Source organism: Providencia vermicola (assembly GCF_020381325.1).
Classification (GTDB): Bacteria; Pseudomonadota; Gammaproteobacteria; order Enterobacterales; family Enterobacteriaceae; genus Providencia; species Providencia vermicola.
The window spans coordinates 454,559-474,563 of the sequence record NZ_JAGSPI010000001.1; the positions used below are offsets into that span (position 1 = coordinate 454,559).

Annotated in this window: 24 protein-coding genes; 15 read left to right on the forward strand and 9 right to left on the reverse strand. The window is 40.3% G+C overall.

The window, feature by feature from the left end:
- The first annotated feature begins 40 nt into the window (after positions 1 to 40).
- The 5 genes from KDJ85_RS02125 to KDJ85_RS02145 all read left to right on the forward strand — a co-directional run bounded on the left by KDJ85_RS02125 (position 41) and on the right by KDJ85_RS02145 (position 3,100).
- Positions 41 to 964: a Gfo/Idh/MocA family protein gene (locus KDJ85_RS02125; RefSeq protein WP_225818274.1), complete on the forward strand. Its 924-nt coding sequence runs from the start codon at positions 41 to 43 to the stop codon at positions 962 to 964.
- A gap of 85 nt (positions 965 to 1,049) precedes the next feature.
- Complete coding sequence (locus tag KDJ85_RS02130; protein ID WP_225818275.1) at positions 1,050 to 1,487, forward strand: VOC family protein; 438 nt, start codon at positions 1,050 to 1,052, stop codon at positions 1,485 to 1,487.
- Between the two features lie 114 nt (positions 1,488 to 1,601).
- Entirely contained in the window at positions 1,602 to 2,030 is a 429-nt protein-coding gene (locus KDJ85_RS02135) for a universal stress protein (RefSeq protein ID WP_206084086.1), read from the forward strand.
- A gap of 128 nt (positions 2,031 to 2,158) precedes the next feature.
- Positions 2,159 to 2,494, forward strand: a complete 336-nt coding sequence (locus KDJ85_RS02140) for a hypothetical protein (protein WP_225818276.1) — start codon at positions 2,159 to 2,161, stop codon at positions 2,492 to 2,494.
- 168 nt (positions 2,495 to 2,662) lie between these two features.
- Positions 2,663 to 3,100, forward strand: coding sequence for a universal stress protein (locus KDJ85_RS02145; protein WP_206084088.1), 438 nt, complete (start codon positions 2,663 to 2,665; stop codon positions 3,098 to 3,100).
- A gap of 53 nt (positions 3,101 to 3,153) precedes the next feature.
- On the opposite strand, the gene KDJ85_RS02150 is transcribed toward KDJ85_RS02145, so the two are convergent.
- Positions 3,154 to 3,447 (reverse strand): DUF5339 family protein, encoded by a 294-nt coding sequence (locus tag KDJ85_RS02150; RefSeq protein ID WP_225818277.1) that lies wholly within the window; start codon positions 3,445 to 3,447, stop codon positions 3,154 to 3,156.
- Positions 3,448 to 3,686: 239 nt separating this feature from the next.
- Here KDJ85_RS02150 and KDJ85_RS02155 point away from each other — a divergent pair, with 239 nt between their 5' ends.
- Positions 3,687 to 4,088 (forward strand): hypothetical protein, encoded by a 402-nt coding sequence (locus tag KDJ85_RS02155; protein WP_225818278.1) that lies wholly within the window; start codon positions 3,687 to 3,689, stop codon positions 4,086 to 4,088.
- A gap of 8 nt (positions 4,089 to 4,096) precedes the next feature.
- Here KDJ85_RS02155 and KDJ85_RS02160 read toward each other — a convergent pair whose 3' ends face one another.
- A complete protein-coding gene (locus KDJ85_RS02160; RefSeq protein WP_225818279.1) occupies positions 4,097 to 4,726 on the reverse strand; it encodes a TetR/AcrR family transcriptional regulator in 630 nt (209 codons plus the stop codon).
- A gap of 198 nt (positions 4,727 to 4,924) precedes the next feature.
- On the opposite strand from KDJ85_RS02160, the gene KDJ85_RS02165 reads away from it, so the two are divergent.
- The 4 genes from KDJ85_RS02165 (at position 4,925) to phoH (ending at position 8,706) form a co-directional block, all read left to right on the forward strand.
- Positions 4,925 to 5,737: a threonine/serine exporter family protein gene (locus KDJ85_RS02165; protein WP_225818280.1), complete on the forward strand. Its 813-nt coding sequence runs from the start codon at positions 4,925 to 4,927 to the stop codon at positions 5,735 to 5,737.
- Positions 5,728 to 6,198: a threonine/serine exporter gene (locus KDJ85_RS02170; RefSeq protein ID WP_225818281.1), complete on the forward strand. Its 471-nt coding sequence runs from the start codon at positions 5,728 to 5,730 to the stop codon at positions 6,196 to 6,198. The genes KDJ85_RS02165 and KDJ85_RS02170 overlap by 10 nt, the downstream gene beginning before the upstream one ends.
- 276 nt (positions 6,199 to 6,474) lie before the next feature.
- Positions 6,475 to 7,443 (forward strand): endonuclease, encoded by a 969-nt coding sequence (locus tag KDJ85_RS02175; RefSeq protein ID WP_225818357.1) that lies wholly within the window; start codon positions 6,475 to 6,477, stop codon positions 7,441 to 7,443.
- A gap of 477 nt (positions 7,444 to 7,920) precedes the next feature.
- Complete coding sequence (phoH, locus tag KDJ85_RS02180; protein ID WP_206084094.1) at positions 7,921 to 8,706, forward strand: phosphate starvation-inducible protein PhoH; 786 nt, start codon at positions 7,921 to 7,923, stop codon at positions 8,704 to 8,706.
- A gap of 75 nt (positions 8,707 to 8,781) precedes the next feature.
- On the opposite strand, the gene zinT is transcribed toward phoH, so the two are convergent.
- The 5 genes from zinT to KDJ85_RS02205 all read right to left on the reverse strand — a co-directional run bounded on the left by zinT (position 8,782) and on the right by KDJ85_RS02205 (position 13,090).
- On the reverse strand, positions 8,782 to 9,435 hold the full coding sequence (zinT, locus tag KDJ85_RS02185) for a metal-binding protein ZinT (RefSeq protein ID WP_420851539.1): 654 nt from the start codon (positions 9,433 to 9,435) through the stop codon (positions 8,782 to 8,784).
- 186 nt (positions 9,436 to 9,621) lie between these two features.
- The gene (locus tag KDJ85_RS02190) at positions 9,622 to 10,461 is read right to left on the reverse strand and encodes a siderophore-interacting protein (RefSeq protein ID WP_225818283.1); all 840 of its coding nucleotides are present in this window, start codon (positions 10,459 to 10,461) and stop codon (positions 9,622 to 9,624) included.
- Positions 10,462 to 10,616: 155 nt separating this feature from the next.
- A complete protein-coding gene (locus tag KDJ85_RS02195) occupies positions 10,617 to 10,796 on the reverse strand; it encodes a DUF2474 domain-containing protein (RefSeq protein ID WP_206084097.1) in 180 nt (59 codons plus the stop codon).
- Positions 10,753 to 11,763 (reverse strand): cytochrome d ubiquinol oxidase subunit II, encoded by a 1,011-nt coding sequence (gene cydB / locus KDJ85_RS02200; protein WP_225818284.1) that lies wholly within the window; start codon positions 11,761 to 11,763, stop codon positions 10,753 to 10,755. Before cydB ends, KDJ85_RS02195 begins: the two co-directional genes overlap by 44 nt.
- On the reverse strand, positions 11,753 to 13,090 hold the full coding sequence (locus KDJ85_RS02205; RefSeq protein WP_206084099.1) for a cytochrome ubiquinol oxidase subunit I: 1,338 nt from the start codon (positions 13,088 to 13,090) through the stop codon (positions 11,753 to 11,755). The genes cydB and KDJ85_RS02205 overlap by 11 nt, the downstream gene beginning before the upstream one ends.
- 244 nt (positions 13,091 to 13,334) lie before the next feature.
- Here KDJ85_RS02205 and KDJ85_RS02210 point away from each other — a divergent pair, with 244 nt between their 5' ends.
- Positions 13,335 to 14,759 carry an aminotransferase-like domain-containing protein gene (locus tag KDJ85_RS02210; RefSeq protein WP_206084100.1) on the forward strand — a complete coding sequence of 475 codons (1,425 nt, stop codon included), beginning with the start codon at positions 13,335 to 13,337 and terminating at the stop codon, positions 14,757 to 14,759.
- Between the two features lie 96 nt (positions 14,760 to 14,855).
- A complete protein-coding gene (locus KDJ85_RS02215) occupies positions 14,856 to 15,422 on the forward strand; it encodes a HutD/Ves family protein (protein ID WP_225818285.1) in 567 nt (188 codons plus the stop codon).
- On the opposite strand, the gene KDJ85_RS02220 is transcribed toward KDJ85_RS02215, so the two are convergent.
- Positions 15,419 to 16,030, reverse strand: coding sequence for a LysE family translocator (locus tag KDJ85_RS02220; RefSeq protein ID WP_225818286.1), 612 nt, complete (start codon positions 16,028 to 16,030; stop codon positions 15,419 to 15,421). The two genes, KDJ85_RS02215 and KDJ85_RS02220, sit on opposite strands and share 4 nt — an antisense overlap.
- A gap of 164 nt (positions 16,031 to 16,194) precedes the next feature.
- On the opposite strand from KDJ85_RS02220, the gene KDJ85_RS02225 reads away from it, so the two are divergent.
- A complete protein-coding gene (locus KDJ85_RS02225) occupies positions 16,195 to 16,662 on the forward strand; it encodes an Lrp/AsnC family transcriptional regulator (RefSeq protein ID WP_225818287.1) in 468 nt (155 codons plus the stop codon).
- 3 nt (positions 16,663 to 16,665) lie between these two features.
- Here KDJ85_RS02225 and KDJ85_RS02230 read toward each other — a convergent pair whose 3' ends face one another.
- Positions 16,666 to 17,208, reverse strand: coding sequence for an RNA 2'-phosphotransferase (locus KDJ85_RS02230; RefSeq protein ID WP_225818288.1), 543 nt, complete (start codon positions 17,206 to 17,208; stop codon positions 16,666 to 16,668).
- Positions 17,209 to 17,956: 748 nt separating this feature from the next.
- Here KDJ85_RS02230 and KDJ85_RS02235 point away from each other — a divergent pair.
- Both KDJ85_RS02235 and KDJ85_RS02240 read left to right on the forward strand, forming a co-directional pair.
- Positions 17,957 to 19,321, forward strand: coding sequence for a radical SAM protein (locus KDJ85_RS02235; RefSeq protein ID WP_225818289.1), 1,365 nt, complete (start codon positions 17,957 to 17,959; stop codon positions 19,319 to 19,321).
- Positions 19,311 to 19,994, forward strand: coding sequence for a TorD/DmsD family molecular chaperone (locus KDJ85_RS02240; RefSeq protein WP_225818290.1), 684 nt, complete (start codon positions 19,311 to 19,313; stop codon positions 19,992 to 19,994). The genes KDJ85_RS02235 and KDJ85_RS02240 overlap by 11 nt, the downstream gene beginning before the upstream one ends.
- The last annotated feature ends 11 nt before the right edge of the window (positions 19,995 to 20,005 follow it).

Genomic DNA, 20,005 nt, shown 5'->3' on the forward strand with positions numbered 1-20,005 from the left:
TGATTTCCGACTCGATAAATCACTTAAGAGCGAAATTAAGATGGGTAGATTAAAGATTGGAGTCGTCGGCCTAGGGGGAATTGCGCAAAAAGCCTATTTGCCTATTTTAACTAAAGAAGATAATTGGCATTTAGTTGGCGCATTCTCGCCAAATCAGGCAAAAGCTAAATTAGTCTGTGATAGCTATCGGCTCCCCTTATTTAGCTCCATCGATGCTTTGGCAGCTCAATGTGATGCTGTTTTTGTTCACAGCGCAACTGCGAGCCATTTTGAGGTGATACAACGCTTGTTGCGGGCGAATGTGCATGTGTATGTAGATAAACCATTGACTGAACAGATTGCACAATCTGAACAATTGATTGAATTAGCACACCAACAACAAAAAACCTTAATGGTGGGGTTTAATCGCCGATTTTCTCCTTTTTATGTCGCGTTAAAACAAAATACGCAACAGTTTTCTTCTATTCGTATGGATAAGCACCGCATCAATAGCATTGGGCCTAAAAGTACGGCTTATACGTTGTACGATGATTATTTACATGTGGTTGACACAGTGCTTTGGTTAGGCGGTTTTGAGGCTGTTTTAAAAAGTGGCAATATTCAACAAACTCGTAATGGTGAATTATTCTATGCAGAACATCACTTACAGGTGGGTCATTGCTGGCTAACGACTTCGATGCACCGTAAAGCAGGTAGCCAACAAGAACAGGTTACGGCTGTCGCTGAAGAAGTGCTTCATCAAATTACCAATATGAACCATTGGCGTTGTGAAACCGCGTCAGGGATCTGTGAGAAACAACCCGACAACTGGGATTCTATTTTGGTGCAACGTGGTTTTGATGGCGTTGCTCGGCATTTTATCGATTCAGTCGCAAACCAGACGCAACCCATAATCAGTGCTGAGCAGGGAATTATTGCGCAAAGAATGGTTGAATCTATGCTGTTACAGCTACAAAATGACTGAATCAAATAAAGTGGCGAGCGCTAAAGGCGGGTGTTTTGTTTGCTATGTTTAATAAGCTCGGATGATACATTATTGAGGTCACACCATGTTAGATTTACACGATAGCTCGGATGTATTGTTTATTGCTGGGTTTGGCCCAGTTGTAGCGGATTTCGAAAAAAGTCAGCATTTTTATTTAGAGGTTTTAAGGCTGCCATTAAAACCGATAGAAAATGGTAGCGAATATTTGATCTGTGAGCCTGAACATCTTGATGGTGTTAAACATTTTGCACTTTGGCCTTTAAATCAAGTAGCGCAATCGTGTTTTAATAAAGACCAATGGCCTGCAGATATTCCTATTCCACAAAGTTGGATGGAGTTTGAAGTTTCAGATATTGAAAAAGTGACTCAGACTTGCCAAGAACAGGGGTATCAATTGTTGGTTAATAACCAAATGGAGCCATGGGGACAAACTGTCACCCGTTTATTAAGCCCAGAAGGTATGTTAGTAGGTTTAACGGTCACACCATGGTTACGGGAATAGTGTTTGAATTTGTCGCCAGAGATCTCATTTATCTTTATGAATAAGAGACATTTATAAGTAATTGTTTATAATTTTGTTGTAGAGCTTAATTTTAACATTTATTTAGGAGGGGTTATGTATAAAACGATTCTGGTCCCTATTGATTTAACTGAAGACGAATTAACCAGTAAAGCGGTTCGCCATGCGGTTAATCTAGCAAAACAGTCTGGTGCGAAAATTCACCTAATTCATGTCTTGCCTATTTCCTCTGCAATTATTAACGCATACGCGTTAGGTTATATGGAAATAAAAGATCGTGCGACGGTAAAAGCGGAAGAAGACATGAAAATGTTGATGGATTCGATTGATTTACCTCATGAAGATGTTAGTTACACTATTACCTTTGGTTCCCCACGTGATGAGGTTATTAATACGGCCAAAGATATTGAAGCTGATATCATTGTGGTTGGTTCTCGCCGTCCGAATATTACGACTCATCTGTTAGGTTCAACAGCAGCGGGTATTGTCCGCTACGCAGAAACATCCGTACTTGTTGTTCGTTAATGAATAAGAAAAGAGCCTACACTATGTTGTAGGCTCTTTTTTATTTATATTGATTAAGTTATGGACTTAATTGTGCTTAATTTTATATTTAATCAGTTTAGCTAATAATAAGGTTTCACTAAGTTTATATGGAAAAATTTTCGAAAGAATTACTGCGTATTGAGCATTTTGTTTTTAGGGTAATACGCTTTTATTTATTGGCTCTTTTGGTTTTTTTTCTTGGATTGTTGCCAGGTATTATTGGTTTTTATTTTATTGAAGGGCACTCCATTGTTGAATCGATGCTAAATGCACTATCAATGCTGAGTGGCCAGGCTATTGAGCCAGCCCCAATAACCCAAGGCGGTCGTTTTTTTATTGCGATTTATGGTTTATTTTTACAAAGCGTTTTTATTATTAGTATTGGGTTGATTGTAACTCCGTTTATTCATCGTCTTTTGCATAAATGGCATTTAGAGGAATAAACTTTTTATAGTAAAAGCAGGGAGCTTCACAGCTTTTTAAGTATAGTGATACTATACTTTTAAAGGCTTAATGATAATTATTCACCCGCAATACCGCATAATCAAATCGTGAAAATGAACAACAATACGGTTTGAAAATGGATAAACACAATTAATAAGGGGCATCGTATGTATAAAACAATTTTGGTTCCTGTGGACATATCTGAAGATGTTTTAACAGATAATGCATTGAAACATGCGGTCTATTTGGCGAAAATTTCGAATGCAACAATTCACTTATTTCACTCTGTTCCTGATGTTTCAAGATTCTCGATGAGCTATAGTTATCACTATGATTTATTGTCTTCATTTGCAAAAAAAGCGGTGGAACGTTCGGAAGAACAGCTCAAAGAAATTATTGAAAAAATCGATTATCCATCAGATAAAATTACTTATAAGGTGGAGTTTGGTTCTCCAAGGGACAAAGTTTTAGCGGAAGCTGAAACTATTGATGCTGATTTAATTGTTATTGGCTCTAGAAACCCAAGCATTTCAACACATTTATTAGGTTCGAATGCATCTGGTATTGTTTCTTATGCGAAAATATCGGTGCTTGTCGTTCGCTAAAATAAAAAACAGCCTGATTTCAGGCTGTTTTTTTAGAATATATGGAAGATGGATTATTTTGTTTTAACCGCTTCTTTGGCTTGCTCAATTGCTTTTAGTGCTTGGCTACAAGCTTGCTCTTGAGCATCATCAGGATAACTAGCGAGGGCTTTTTTCGCCTCTTCTAACTGAGATTTCATCAGCGCAATTTGCTCTCCCGCATTGGCTTCATCTTTATATTGTTCTTCAGCTTGTTTAACAAGTTCGTTCATTTCTTTAAAGTAGGTATCACATGTTGCACCTGCATTGGCATTAAAGGCAACAACAGCCATGAATAACCCACATGCAATCGGAAGAGTTTTTTTCATCGTATTTTCACTTTCAAAAGTCACAATAATATCAGGATAACATTCCATTTTAAAAAACGCATCACTCAACCTTTATTAATGTTTTAAGTCATAATAATTTTAGACATATTGAGATTATTCCTGCACAACAAGTTATAGAATAGCATATTTTGCAAAATACAAATGATAATCATTATTGACTAGTCTTAAATGAAAAGTGTACACTCTGGTACACTTTGATGGCGAACAGTGAGATTATTATGCAAAATAAAATTATGGTGGATACAAACAGTTGGCCTGTTTGTATTATGAACGCTTTTCCATCCACAATGGATGAAACACGTTTATGGCTAGAGGAAATGGACTTATTATTAGCCCGAAGGGCACAGTTTACCTTAGTATATCCGCCGACAGCTCCAAAAGATAAACCATCTGCAGAGGATATCGAAGGCATGAAATATGTACGTCGTTGGCTAAAGCATGCTAAAGAACCCATGGAACAACATTGTCGTGCGATGGTAGTGACATTGCAGCCGGATGGGAGTGATAAAGAAGAAAAAGAACGCCTAGCGCCGATGCTATCTGCATTGTATGGCCCAGAGGTGTTATTGGCGAAGGATATTTATACAGCGAAAATACAAGCTCAAGCTCTTTTAGCTTAATGAAAAGGCTAAGCGCTTATTTTTCGAATATAGCTAGCGATGATATCAACAGAAAGTACAATTTGTTGGTTGATAAATTCATCGCTGGGTTTGAAGTTTTCAACACAAAATGTCGTGGTGAAGACATCCGCTTTGATCATTTCCAAAAACCGTGATGAAATAGGTAATAATGTTTTTTCATCGACAGTCACTTCAGGTAATTCAAGGAGTTTTTGGGTCAGTAAACGGTAGCTTTTTACAGGGCCTTGTTCGAAAAATGCTTGGCTGATTTCAGGAAAACGGTTGTATTCTCCAAGGATCAATCGGTATAAGCTAATCGATTGTGGTTTAAGTACACTGATCAAGAACTGTGAGCCATAAAAAGCCAGTACAGATTCAATGGTCGTAAAATGTGGTACTTTTTCGTTTGGTTCTGAGAAAATTTCATCAATCATATCAGCAATAACTGCAGCAAATAACCCTTCTTTGTCCCCAAAGTTTTTATAGAGTGTAGAGCGAGAGCCGCCAGCACGTTCAATCACCATGTCCAAAGTGGCTCCCTCAAAACCATATTGCAGGAATACCTCAGCTGCCGCTGTAATAATGGCTTGATGGCGGCGTCTGCCTTTTGGTGTTTTGGCTGCAAGGGCGTCATTCATGAATGATTGATCCTATCATTTTGTTTGAATAATGAAATAAAGTGGTAATTTTACCAAAAAAGTTTAAATCATAGGCTCTGAATCACAGATTTACCTGAAAGAGATCATGATTTAAGCTGATAGTTGGCCTTATGATATTTGTAAAGACTAACATGTTTAAGTGAATTTCTGAATGCTTGTCACAATCTTGGGGGCGCAATGGCGGGATGTACGTTAAATGGGCACAGTTTAATAGAGGGCGATTCTGTTGAAATGCAACGGGAAATCACCCGGCTATGCATCGAATGCGGCTTGTTATTGTTACAACATGGTGCTGAGAGCATGTTAGTGGAACAATTGACAACTCGATTAGGCATTGCACTTGGTGCTAGTCAAGTGGACAGTGCGATTTCGTCTAACTCTTTAGTTTTAACGACAATTATTGATGGCCGCTGTTTAACCTCAACACGACGAATTATTGACCGTGGTATTAATATGCATGTGGTGACAGAAGTACAGCATGCCGTAATATTAGTTGAACACCATTTATTAGACAGAAAACAATTACAAAAGAAACTGTCTTCTATAAAACCATTACGTTACCCACGTTGGTTGATGGTGCTAATGGTTGCGTTGTCCTGTGCATGCTTTAGTAAACTCAATGGCGGTGGTTGGGAAAGTGCCTTAATTACATTCTTAGCCAGTGGTTGTGCAATGTATATTAGGCAGGTTTTAACCTCTCACCAAATGAACCCGTTGATCAATTTTTGCATTACTGCCTTTGTTGCTACCTCAGTGTCAGGGTTATTACTCAAAATTCCTTATCTGGCGGTGACTGAAACCATTTCGATGGCAGCGAGTGTCTTGTTACTTGTGCCAGGCTTCCCGTTGATTAACGCGGTTGCAGACATGTTTAAAGGGCATGTGAATACAGGTTTAGCACGTTGGACAATGGCAAGTTTACTCACACTCGCAACCTGTATTGGTGTGGTGCTAGCCATGACTATCTGGAATTTAAAAGAATGGGCATAGAATTTCTATTAGCGTTAATCGAAAAAATGGTGTTGGCAGCTATTCCTGCAGTTGGCTTTGCCATGGTGTTTAATGTCCCTGTACGGGCACTTAAATACTGTGCTTTGCTCGGTGCGATTGGCTATGGGTTTAGAATGATATTGATGGCGTTAGGGCTACAAATTGAATGGGCCAGTTTTCTCGCCGCAATTTTAATTGGCATCATCGGTATCCAATGGTCCCGCTGGTGGTTAGCCCATCCAAAAGTATTTACGGTTGCTGCGGTGATCCCTATGTTTCCTGGTATTAGTGCTTATGTGGCGATGATCTCTGTAGTGAAGCTTTCCCAATTTGGTTATAGCCCTGAGTTAATTGAGGTTTTAGTGACAAACTTCTTAAAAGCTTCTTTTATTGTGGGGGCATTATCCATCGGTATTTCATTGCCTGGGCTGTGGCTATACCGTAAACGCCCAAGTGTGTGATATTTAATAAAGTTAAAGGATATTTTTGCTCTTGAAGCAGGGTACTGCTTAGCGTTATTAACGATAAAAACTAACACTAACTATTAAATTTGCAGAAAATCCGAAGGTGTAATTATTCAATAAAAATAGGCAATCGCTGATACCATAAATGTTTTGATTTGATTAGAATATACGATATTTTCTATCTGCATTAGAGTGTTAGCAATAACACTAACGTATTTATATTAATTTTTCGCTTATATTCTGATTAGTGGTGTTATTTTGAAACAGTCCAGTTTGTTGTCTTTCTTTTGTTTTATTCTGTCTTTCTTTCTATTTTTACCATTTTCTTTTGCGGCACCTAGCTCATTCACCCAAGCGAAAGTGCTCAGCAAAACTCAAGTCTATTCTGATCAAAGTCAACAAGGGGAAGGAACGATTTACTGTGGCTGCCAGTGGGAGTGGGCAGGCAAAAGTGGTGGGCAAGTTGATTTAATCTCTTGTGGCTATCAGGTACGCAAACAGCAAAGCCGTGCCGAACGTATAGAGTGGGAACATATTGTGCCTGCATGGGTATTCGGTCATCAGCGCCAATGTTGGCAGAATGGTGGGCGGAAAAATTGTGTTTCGACAGATCCTGTTTTTGCTCGTATGGAAGCTGATTTGCATAACCTAGCGCCTTCCATTGGCGAGGTAAATGGAGATAGAAGTAATTTTAGCTTCGGTCAATTATCCACAAATACCCCGTATCCATATGGAATGTGTCGTAGCCGTGTCGATTTTAAACAAAAAGTCTTTGAGCCCCGCGATGAGGTGAAAGGGCAGGTTGCTCGTGTCTATTTTTATATGCATGACCGTTATAATTTATCCATGTCACGTCAGCAACAACAACTCTTGATGGCATGGGATAAAAAATTTCCACCAAACCAGTGGGAGCGTACCCGTGATGAACGTATTGCTAAAGTAATGGGGCACCATAATCCATTTGTGACAGGGGAAAAACAGTGGAGCTTAAACCATAAAAATGGGGGAGAAGGAGTGAGAGTTTCTCCATCTTCAACTGTAATATTGCCTAAACAGTCTGAAAAGCAAACTAACTTAGCAATTTCAGCTGAAATTAAAGGTAATAAAAATTCCAAAAAGTATCATTTCTCCCATTGTTCTGGTTTTAAGACGTTATCAGATAAAAATGCAATCATATTTGCTAACGAAAATGCGGCCCAAGAAGCGGGTTATCACCTAGCTGGCAACTGCAAACCACGTTAATGGTCATTTAAACGCCAATAACGAATTGATTATTGGCGTTTTTTTTAGTGAAATTTTGATGTGACAAATAAAATACAAAAATGTGTTAAAAAAATGTTGCCTTCTGAAAAAAATTAGCGCTATATTTAGGGTAAGTAAAAACTGTAATAAAAACAGCGCCTCATTGAGTCACAAAAAATATTGCAGTTTGTCATATTAGTGTCATACAGATTCATTAGTTTAACGGTATCGCTGTCACAGGAGAAACTAATGGGAAGTCAGTATTTATTAATACGAACACAAGACCGGTTAGCCTCCATCATGAAATTGTCATGGTGAGATGACTAACCGGTTTTTTTATGGCCTGTTAAAAAGAAAGAGGATTGAACCACATTACACCGTTTTATCGTTAACTAAGAGCTTGAAGGGAGCTCCTCTCTGTTCTGAATAGTTAGTCATCTGAAATTGACATCACTGATACCTGGAAGGGTTAATACTATGAGTAGACAGAAAGCTGCAACAAAAGCACGTCGTGAAATGAAACGCTCATCACGTAAAGAACGTTCTGGTCGGTTTGACATGAATAACGTTGCGTCCTTCGCTGAACTGACTGGCATTGAGCCTATTGGTATGGCAAAGGAACGTCGTGATGGCTCACCAATCCTGCCACGAAATGAAGCTCAGAAGCTCTATATTAATTCGATTAAACACAAACAGTTAATTTTTGCCAATGGTGAAGCAGGTTGTGGTAAAACCTTCATCAGTACCGCGTTGGCCGCAGATGCCTTATTTAATAAAGATATCAGCAAGATCATTGTAACAAGGCCTGTTCTTCAGGCGGAAGAAGACCTTGGTTTTTTACCTGGGGATATGTCTGAGAAATTTGCCCCCTATTTTCGCCCTGTATACGATGTTCTAGCCAAAAGGTTAGGGAGTTCATTTCTGCAATATTGCTTGCGTCCTGAAATTGCGAAAGTTGAAATCGCGCCATTTGCGTATATGCGTGGTCGAACTTTTGAAAATGCCATTGTGATTTTAGATGAAGCGCAAAATGTCACTGTCACCCAAATGAAGATGTTTTTAACGCGTTTGGGGGAAAACGTCACGGTTATTGTTAACGGGGATGTGACTCAGTGTGACTTACCTGATGGGGTGCAGTCTGGTCTTGCGGATGCGCTACAACGTTTCAGTAGTGATGAAATGGTCTCGATGGTCAACTTTACCATTGATGATTGTGTGAGATCTCAATTGTGCCATAAAGCACTATTAGCCTATAACGACTAATTGATTTGCCTTAAGGGTGATGAAAATATGCCCCATAAGTGATTACTGGGGCATATTTTTTATCCGCACTGATGATTAATGGTACAGCATTTCGTGAACGATTTGCTCATCAGTTAATGAATAAGGGTAATAGGTTGGCCAATTGTCTAATTGTCCTAGGAGTTTTTCTTGTGATTCATTTCCCATATATAAGTGGAAATGACCTGACGTTTGTGGCTCGATAATATGGTCGCTAAATTGAATGTATTTTGGCGCTTTGGATTTAGCATCTTGGCACTCAAACAGGTAGCGAACGCCTTTTTTGCCCGAAGTATAATGTAAAATTTTATAGCCTGAGTACGCATATTGGCAGCTATTGACGACACCGTTTTGGGTAAATTCAACCATATTATTTTCGATGCCAATGCTGTCAACATCTGTGGCGTAGCCTTTTTTATAGTAAGCGCGGTATTCTTCAACGGTTTTATCTTTATTTTTCTGTGCTTTGCTTTCTAAAACAGCATCTAACTTACCATTTAATAATAATGGATTTACTGACTCCCATACGCCTTGCCAATCGCTTAACGAGCGGTCTTTGACATCTGAATCTTCAAAGATACCTTTCGAGGCTTGAAGAGCTTTTTCCGATTGCGGATGTGCATGGCTATGTGAACCGTGTGCAATAGCAGAAAAACTGCTAATGGCAAAAACTGCGCTAAGCGCTGTATTTAATAATGTGTGTTTATGCACTGTCATTTCCTATTTTGATAATATCTAGTTTTATTATGTTATAACATAACATTTATCGCAATAAAAAAATGCGCAAAATAGCGTGATACAATGCAAGTAAACTCAAAAAATGGGCAGAAGACAGGTAGGGAGACGCTTATCAGCGATAATACAACTGATAAGCGTTGAGGGTAATTTAAAACGGAATTAATCGTCAGGGTTATCCATTACAGCATGGCGTTCATGGTGATAACCTTCTTCATCATAGCCGTGTCTCCAGTAGGGGATTGCGTAGATATCATCACGACCAAACCCTTTTTCACGGCGAACAAAACGGCGTAAATCACGAATTATTTGGTCTTCACCCGCTATCCAAAATGCACAATCTGTGGCAGGAATATCCCACGATTTAAAGGTGCTAATTAATTCAGTGGTTTTGCTAATATCACCACAAATCCAAATGATTTCAACTTGAGTAGGTTTTTTAAGTGGGCGTACATCCGCTGGGTTATCCATACGTAGTACCACTTTTCCTTGGGCATCTGCTGGCATTTTTTCTAATAATGCGGCAATGGCAGGCAGTGAACTGGAGTCCCCCGCCATAAAATAGTGTTTGCGGCTTGGCAGGAGTGGGTCTGGACCACCAGGATTGGTGATCCCCATCCAATGACCTGGTTTGGCATCGCGGGCAAATAAATAGGCAGGCCCTGTCGCACCGTCATGCATGGCAAATTCAATGTCGATTTCGCTAACGTCAGGGCGAATGGCTCTTACGGTATAGGTGCGTACAAATGGACGAGGTTTGTCTTCAGGCCAACTACGGCCTTCTTTACTAAGGATAGGCAGTGCTGGTTGGCTGGATAAGTCAGGGGCTAAAAATATTTTTAAATGCCCGCCTTCGCAGTCGGTTGGGTAGTCTGCAAGTTTTTCACCCGTAAAAGTGATGCTACGGATCGAGGGGCTGATATCAGTAATGGATTTAACTTGAATAAGCTGCGGTGGCGCCGGGCGGTAGATATTTTTTTCAACGGGTTGTTCAGTAGCCACGGACGGTCTCCTTCGTTAATGATAATTTTATTATTTGGTAATTATTATCATTATCATATCACGAATATTAATTATTTAACCATTTATATTCATCCTATCTGCCTCACATAAAACAAAAAAGTGCCTTAGGTATTAACATAAGGCACTTAAGTTATCTACTTCACTTTCATCCCAGCGGCGGTCATCATCAATTTAAACACGGAAGAGAAAGCAAACAGCGCTAGTACACTTCCTAGCCAAATCAGTGCCATCCAACCGAGTTTTTTCCACCAAGGGGAGGTTACTGCGGTATCAATGGTAGCCTTGGTCTGGGGTAATTTTTCCTCTGAAGACATAGTAACTCCAATAGGTATAAACCAAAATAACAGGAATAATGAATAACGCGCCCACTAACATAAAGCCTAAACTTTCAGAGGGGCCCGCGGCGTCACGGAAGCTAATCGCTGGTGGGATTAATGTTGGCCATATACTGATCCCTAGGCCTGTAAAGCCGAGGAATATCAACATCAAAGCGGATAAAAATGGCAAGCTATCATGCTGTTGGCGCTTTGCACTTTTTAAGATTAGCCATGTACAACCCAGAACCAGTAATGGAACAGGCAAAAAGAAGAACAGATTTGGCAGTGTGAACCAGCGGTCAAAAATGGCTTGATTGAGCATTGGCGTCCACAAGCTAATAACCGCTATCACTGCAACCATTAATAGGGTCAATGGGCGCAGAATGCGGTACATGGTACGGCGTAGATGTCCTTCGGTTTTCATGATTAGCCAACCACAAGCCAGTAAAGCATAAGCAACAACTAAGCCAAAACCACAAAACAGAGGGAAGGGGGCAAACCAATCAAAGTAGCCGCCCATAAAGGTACGGTTTTCCACGTGGAAGCCTTGGATAAAAGCACCCACAACGACGCCTTGAACAAATGTCGCGAAAATAGAGCCCCAAATGAACGCGTGATCCCAATGGCGACGGTGAGATTCATCCGCTCTAAAGCGAAATTCAAATGCCACACCACGGAAAATCAAGGCCAACAGCATAAAAGTTAGCGGTATGGATAGGGCATCTAACACAATAGCGTAGGCAAGCGGGAATGCACCAAATAAGGCAGCACCGCCGAGCACAAGCCACGTCTCGTTACCATCCCAAACGGGGGCAACGCTGTTCATCATTAAGTCACGGTCTTGGCTATCTTTTAGAGCGGGATAGAGAATACCGATACCCAAATCGAAGCCATCCATCACGATATACATCAACATACTAAATACGATGATGACAAACCAAATGAGAGGTAAATCAATGCCCATGAGCTGCGTCCTCCGCGATACCTTTACGAATTAATTTCATCATGTACATGTAGCCGATACCGAATACGCCACCGTAAACCACAAAGAAGGCGATTAAACTGATGCTCATGTGCATTTCACCGTGGGCACTGACGGCATCTGAGGTGCGCTGCAAACCGTACACCACCCAAGGTTGGCGACCAATTTCTGTCGTAAACCAGCCCGCTAAAATAGCAATCAAGCCAGAAGGGGCCATGACGAACATAAATCGCAGGAATGTTTTGGACTCATACAGGTTTTTACGGTAACGAAGCCATAAGCCCCAAACCCCTGCGGCTATCATTAATAAGCCTAAACCGACCATTACACGGAACGACCAAAACACCATGAATACATTTGGTCGGTCTTCTGGTGCGTATTCTTTTAACGCAGGCACTTGTTTATCAATGCTGTGAGTTAAAATTAGGCTCGCAAGATACGGAATTTCGATGGCATATTCGGTCTTTTCTTTCTCTTGGTTTGGAATACCAAACAAAATAAGCGGTGTGGCTTCACCTGGTTTGTTTTCCCAGTGACCTTCCATCGCGGCAACTTTAACTGGTTGATGTTTCAGTGTATTCAATCCATGCGCATCACCAATTAACGCTTGGACAGGTGCTAAAACTAAAATCAACCACAACGACATGGAGAACATCTTCTTCATTGCGCTGGATTTATTGCCTTTGAGTAAATGCCATGCCGCAGATGCGCCAATAAAGAATGCCGCAGCAAGGAATGCTGCCGTCGTCATGTGCAATAAACGGTATGGGAAAGAAGGGTTGAAGATCACCGCTAACCAATCAACGGGGACGATACGGCCATCGATGATTTCGAAACCTTGTGGTGTTTGCATAAAGCTGTTAGATGCCAAAATCCAGAAAGTGGAAATAATGGTGCCTAGCGCGACCATGCAGGTAGCAAAAAAGTGCAGTTTTTCACCGACACGGTTCATGCCAAACAACATGACACCGAGGAAACCTGCTTCAAGGAAGAAGGCGGTTAGCACTTCATACGTGAGTAACGGGCCTGTGATCCCGCCTGCAAAGTCTGAAAAGAAACTCCAGTTAGTACCGAATTGGTATGCCATCACCAATCCTGATACCACGCCCATTCCGAAATTAACCGCAAAAACTTTTGTCCAAAAATGGAACAGTTTTATATAGTCTTCGTCACGTGTTTTTAGCCATAAGCCTTGTAGCACCGCAAGAAAGCTTGCGAGCCCAATAGTAATGGCTGGAAAAATAATATGGAACGAGACCGTAAACGCGAATTGTATACGGGCAAGCTCCAGCGCAGTTAGTCCAAACATATTGACCCCTGAGTGGATATGTTAATGGCACGCTGCATTTAAAGCCTTGGTGATCACAATCGAGGCGCTTATCCCTAGCAAAAAAATTGTTCACACCGGAATGCTAAGTATCGCAATCCGACTAAAAATGTTTTGTGCTTATAGTTAAAAAAAGTCAGGTGAATGTGTGGATAAGTAGAACATGAGACGATAAACTATAATAGTAACAATTATCGGGATATTAACTATAACAGTTGAGGCGGCTATGACGAGATATGAACAGTTAGCAGCGCAAATTCGTCAACAAATTGAAGACAATATCTGGCAAGTTGGTGACAGATTACCTTCACTTAGGGAAAGTGTTAAGCAATCGGGTCTTAGTTTAATGACCGTGGTGCAAGCATATCAATTACTTGAAAGCCAAGGTTGGGTCGCCGCACGTCCACAATCTGGATACTATGTAGCCAACCGAAATAACGCCTTTGCGGCGGCAAAAGGGGGAAAAGGACTCCATTTAAATGAAAATGTAGAGATTAACGCCTCAATATTTGGGGTATTACAGGCCTGTAAGGATCCAGATATTATCCCATTTGGCTCTGCTTTTCCAGAACCTGCGTTATTGGATGATCCTAAACTCGCTAAATCATTGGCATCCGTCGCGAGGCGTTTATCAAAATTTAATACACCCGCTAACTTACCGCCAGGAAATGAGCAATTACGTCGTAATATTGCCCAGCGTTATGCGACACAAGGTATCCATGTCGCTCCAGATGAAATTGTGATTACTGCAGGTGCGATGGAGTCGCTGGTACTAAGTTTGCAGTCAGTGACCCAACCTGGAGATTGGGTCGTTATTGAATCTCCCGCATTTTATGGGTCATTGCAGGCGATTGAACGGTTAAAACTCAAAGCGATCGCGATTAAAACTGACCCTTTATTTGGTATCGATCTTGATGCATTAGAGGACATTGCCGACAAATATCCGATTAAAGCTTGTTGGTTGATGACGCATTATCAAAACCCACTGGGTGGCACAATGCCACAAGCCAATAAAAAGCGGTTGGTGGATATTTTAAATAAACACCAAATTGCATTAATTGAAGATGATGTTTATGGTGAATTGTATTTTGGCAACAAACAACCTATTCCTGCCAAAGCGTTAGATACTAAAGGGCACTTTTTCCACTGTTCATCATTTTCCAAATGTTTGGCTCCTGGGTATCGTGTTGGGTGGGTGGCTGCAGGGCATCACGCAACCAAAATCCAGCATTTGCAGATGATGAGTACAGTGTCTGCGAGTGTTCCCACGCAGCTCGCTATTGCTGAGTACCTCTCTTTAGGGGGTTACGACAGTCACTTACGTAAATTGCGAGTCACCATGGAACAACGACAGCATCAGATGCTAGGGGCAATAGCTAAATATATGCCGTCCTCCGTAAAAGTGAATATGCCTAAAGGTGGTTACTTTTTATGGTTAGAATTTGAGCCGCCGTTTAATGCAATTCGCTTATACCAATTAGCATTAAAAGAAGGTATCAGCATTGCACCAGGCAGTATGTTTTCGACCAGTGATCAGTTTAACCATGCATTTCGCTTAAATGCTTCTTTTACATGGACTGAGCGTATTGAAGAGGCGATGAAAACATTAGGTCGGTTATGTCACCAATTAATTAAAGAGAAGCGCGATTAGTCACATTATCGTTGTAAATTCATTGCCTTGAAAGATTAACTTTGCGACTCTAAGTACACATCTAAAGCAGTGAATGACAACGTTTTGGGAGGTAATGTGAAAATTAAATGTTTTGATATCACTGATTTGCCACATCTCAAATGGAATGATGGAGGAGGGGCCAGTCAAGAAGTTTTTTGCTGGCCCGTGGCTTCAGATTATTCATTACGTGCAAGCATCGCGACGATTAATCAAGATAGCTACCTTAAACGCTACGCCGAAGGTGAAAGGTTAGTTATTTTGCTCAATAACCAAGAAATAACATTAACCGATAATAAAAACTTTACGCAGCGGTTGAGCCATGTTGGTGATCATGCTCAATTTTCAGCTCAGCAATATGCGGCTATCAATGTGAGCCAGCCGAATACACAGCTATTGAATTTTATTTTCCGCGCAGATCGCTGGGTGGTAAAAAGTGCTTTAGTAACAGAGCCGTGTAAACTGCCGAACAATCAAGCAGGCCTAGTTTTTGTGCGACGTGGCGAATGGGCTGTGTCTGGCGGGAACTGTAACCGAATGGCGGTTGGTCAAGGCGGTTGGTGGTTGCCGGATATCGGCGAGGGTGAAGTGGCCCCTCTTAGTGCCAATAGCCAGCTGATTTATATTGAACTATTACCACGTTAACTTGCCGCTAATCCTATAGCTGCAAAGGTTAACAAGCCACCTGCAACGCCTTCTGTAATGCGGCGTTTATTGTCGTTATAACCTTGTTTTTTATGCATGGAAGCAAACAACATTCCAATAACCCCATAAATCACCACACAAGATACAATAAAAGTGGCAGAAAGGATTAGCGATTGAATTGCAACACTTTCGCTCAACTGAATAAAATTAGGTAAAATTGCGAAATACACCAGTAAGCCTTTAGGGTTTAAAAAACTGGTTAAAAATGCCTTACCAATCACTGCTTTATTCGATACTTTTTGTATTTTGACTTCACTGGCTTTCATTGCAGACATGAGCATCCGAACAGCGAGGTAGGCTACATAGGCAACACCAACCCATTTTATTGTATGAAATACTATTGGTGAGGTTGCAACAATCGCAGCAAGGCCAAGTGCCGCCAGTATCGCATGGGCTATATAACCTAAAATAATCCCTAAATTAGCCTTCCAAGCGGCTCTTGGCCCACCTGAAAGCCCCTGTGCTGAAATAAATAAAATATCAGGGCCTGGTGTGCAAATCAGTGGGATCACTGTAGCACTGAATAATGCTAATGTGTGTAACTCCATAGGATGACCTCTTTGATTTTATTGTTGATGAGGCAACTGGCCAGCTGCGTAAAAATTATAACGACAATGCAGTAGTATAGGGTTGTTTTATTGCTTGAAAATAACAATAAATTAGCATTGAATATCAATAACTATTAATAAGTGAGCTTTGGGTTTCAATAAAAATGAATATGATAAAACTTGATGCCATTGATAGACGTATCTTACAGGTGCTACAGCGTGATGGAAAAATACAGAATGTTGAGCTGGCTAAAGAGGTTGGGCTTTCCCCGTCTCCTTGTTTGCGTCGTGTAAAATTGCTCGAAGAGGCGGGAGTGATAAAACGTTATGTGGCGGTACTTGATGGCGCAAAAATAGGCGCGGGGTTGTCGTTATTTGCGCGCATTTGGTTTAAAACGCAGGATGCGAAAACCATAAACCAATTTGTTGAAGACATTAAACAGATGCCTGAAGTGGTGGAATGCCATCTGATGGCGGGTGAGTGTGATGCATTAATCCGCATTGTCACTCAAGACCTTGCTTCATATCGCCGTTTTCATGCGGATCATTTAACACAAATAAACAGTATCCAAAGTATTAAGACCGAAGTCCCCATGGAAACGGTTAAGGTCACATATGCGTTGCCGCTTTAGCTATTACGGTTGGATAAATTTGGCGGGAACATGTTCAGTTAACCAAACGTGGTTATCGGATAAGTAAAATAGATAACCTGATTCCACCATTTTTTTGGCTTCAATTACCAAAACGATGGGCTTGCCGTGCCGTGAACCTACATTGGTTGCCGTCTCTGTGTTGTCCGACAAATGCACATGATGACGATTACCTGCTAATAACCCTTGTTGTCTAATTGAATCGACAAAACGTATTGCGGTTCCATGATAAAGAAACTCTGGGGGTGTATGTGAAAGGTGATTGAGATTAACTTGTTGAGTTGAATGGCCTTGTGCGGCGCGGATCATGGTTTGTTCAGTATTGAAAGTGAACCTTTTTTTATTATTATTTTCAACTACATACTCTAATATTTCACGGGTAAGCTTCTTCCCGTGACGGTTGGCTTGTAATAATAAATCATCAACATTAACCCAACCATCTTGGTCGAGAGTGAGTGAAATAGCTTCAGGTTTGTGGCGTAAAACGTAGCTTAAAAATTTACTAAATTGAATTGTTTTGTCTTGCATATACTGCCTGTTAATAATATTTATTTCCTTTAAGTTTAATTTAATTAATGACTAAGCGTGATTAATTGACGAAATTATAACGAAGCCACACAATAAAAACGATGTAAATAATCCTAAAGTATTTTTTATGTTGAAAAATAATTTAGGGAGGGGATTATTTTTTCTAATCAATTAAAGACCAGTATCTGATTATTGAGATAACGGTGACTCATATTAATTAAAAATATTTTCGATTAAATTTAAGTGTAGGATTAAAAATGAAATAGGTGGCATCAATGAGAGTGATTATCTATTGATTTGAAATTTAATGTTACATTTTGAAAAAGAATCATTCATTTTAAATATTAGAGTAAATATTATTTTTCTTGATGTTTTTAACACTATTTTTATTTGATGTGTAAATTGCTATATAACCATTCGTAATGGGATTATGTGATGATTTATTGTAATGCTTTGAGTATATAAGATTTTTTTAATTGATAACTGAGAGGAAATTACACTGAAATAGAAATTTTTGTTGATCCTGCGCAATTTCATTTTGCTTTAATTATTTATACTGGGTTTATTAATATAGCAAATGATAGATAATTTTAATTTGCAGTTAAAATAAAACAAATCTTACCTAAGATTCAGCACATACATCTGTTGTTCAGCTATTAATATCAGTCAAATAATTGGGCGATCATGGCCTGCTATATTTTATCACAACATAGTTAATAAAACTGTATCCCTTATTAAAGGTAATTTAATGATCTATCCGATAACAGATAGCACTCTGTCCACACTCAAAAATGATAAATTTTCACGCTATGCTATGCGCTATTTAGTGATTGAGAAAAAGACGCAATCTGCTATTTCAGCGTATGGTTTAGATTTTGAAATTCCTTTTTCACAGCAAACTGAAATTCAACAACTGAAAAATGAGCTGAAAACATTAGGGGCAATTTTTGCGAATAATGGCAAAAGTATTCATTGCGGGTGGCTTTCTAGCGCTTGTGTACAGTGCCGAACGGGGGAAGGGAGCCACACGACATTTTTGTCGTTAAAATGTCACCGTGATTGCTATTTCTGCTTTAACCCTAATCAAGAAAATTATGAAGGTTTTCAACGGGAGATGCGTGATGCGATAGGCGAGGTCGACGCTATTGCAGAGCAAAACTATCCATTATCCCACATCGCACTAACGGGTGGGGAACCGCTGTTATTTCGTGAAGAAAGCATTCAATTCTTTCAACGTGTACAGCAAAAGTTACCGCAAGTTCATACCCGTTTATATACCGCAGGTGACCCGCTGGACCGCACTACGGCCCTTTCATTAGCGAAGGCAGGCCTGCAAGAGGTACGTTTTAGCATCAAAATTGATGATTCAAAAGAACGCATTGAAAACGTTTTACGCCGTATCGCCTTAGCTCGCGAAATTTTCCCTACGGTGATGGTGGAAATGCCCGTAATTCCCAATACTGAAGAGCAAATGTACCAGTTATTGATGCAGTTAGATGATATTGGAGTTGACGGTATCAATTTATTAGAGTTCTGCTTTCCCCTGACGAATAGCCATGAGTATAAATCCCGCAATTTTAATCTAAAAAACCCACCCTATGAGGTGTATTACAACTACTGGTATGCAGGGGGACTTGCGGTTGCTGATAGCGAGTTAGCTTGCTTACGCGTACTAAAATTTGCGCTAGAAAAGGGTTTGTCTCTTGGTGTGCATTATTGCTCTTTAGAGAATAAACATACGGGGCAGGTGTACCAAAATAACGCATTTTTTCAGCATGATGAGCAGGTGATGGGCCCGCATTATTTTTTCTCTACAAAGGATTATTTTTTCAAAAGTGCCAAGGTGTTTGGCGACGACTGTGAGAAAGCGGCTCATTATTTAAAACAAGCCAATGTGCCCTTTCAACATGAATTGCTCCACGGCTTTTTGCAATTCAACCCTGAATCGATTTTGTGTCTACAGACGCTAGCAAATCTTCCTATCGCACTCACGTCTCATATTGTTGAGCCAGATGAAAATGGCAATCCATTGATTAAAGAAGTGCGTATTGAATTAACCACACCCACTGAATTTTTATTGACCGATATACAGGGAGGTTCCTATGAAAAATGAAAACCCCATTTTAGATTTTTTGTATGGGAGGCAGTTTGCTTATGACGTATTGCGTCGCTTATTCATGGAAGAGCCAACGCCTGAACTACTGCAATATTTGTGTGAAGGGGGATTGGCGCTATTCCCTTGTGAAGACCATTTGCCAGTGATGGCCGATGCGATTAGTGCGATGAAAACAGACTTACAGGCACGCAGCTTACAAGCGGGTACAGATGGCTTTGAGGATTTACATTGGGACTTCACACGCTTATTTATTGGGCCAGATGCGCCCGCAGCAGCGCCATGGGAGTCCACTTATGTCTCGCGGGACAAACTGTTATTCCAAGAAAGCACCCTTGCAGTGAAATCATTCTATCAAAAATATGGATTTGAATTAGGACAGAAAGAATTCGAAGCTGCGGATCATATAGGTTATGAGCTGGATTTTATGTGGAACCTCAGCCAGAAAATTGTTGAGCTTACCGATTTAGAACCTGAGCTCACTGACGAATCAAAAGCGTTATTGCAGGTGTCGTCTGTATTCTTAAATGACCACCTCTTGGCGTTTATTACCCCATTTTGTCGTGATCTGCATAACCAAGCGAACACCCCATTTTACCGTCAATTGAGTGCACTGTTAGAACCCTTTTTACGAAGTGATCAAAATAAAATCAATGAATTAGTCAATTTATAATAATAAAACGA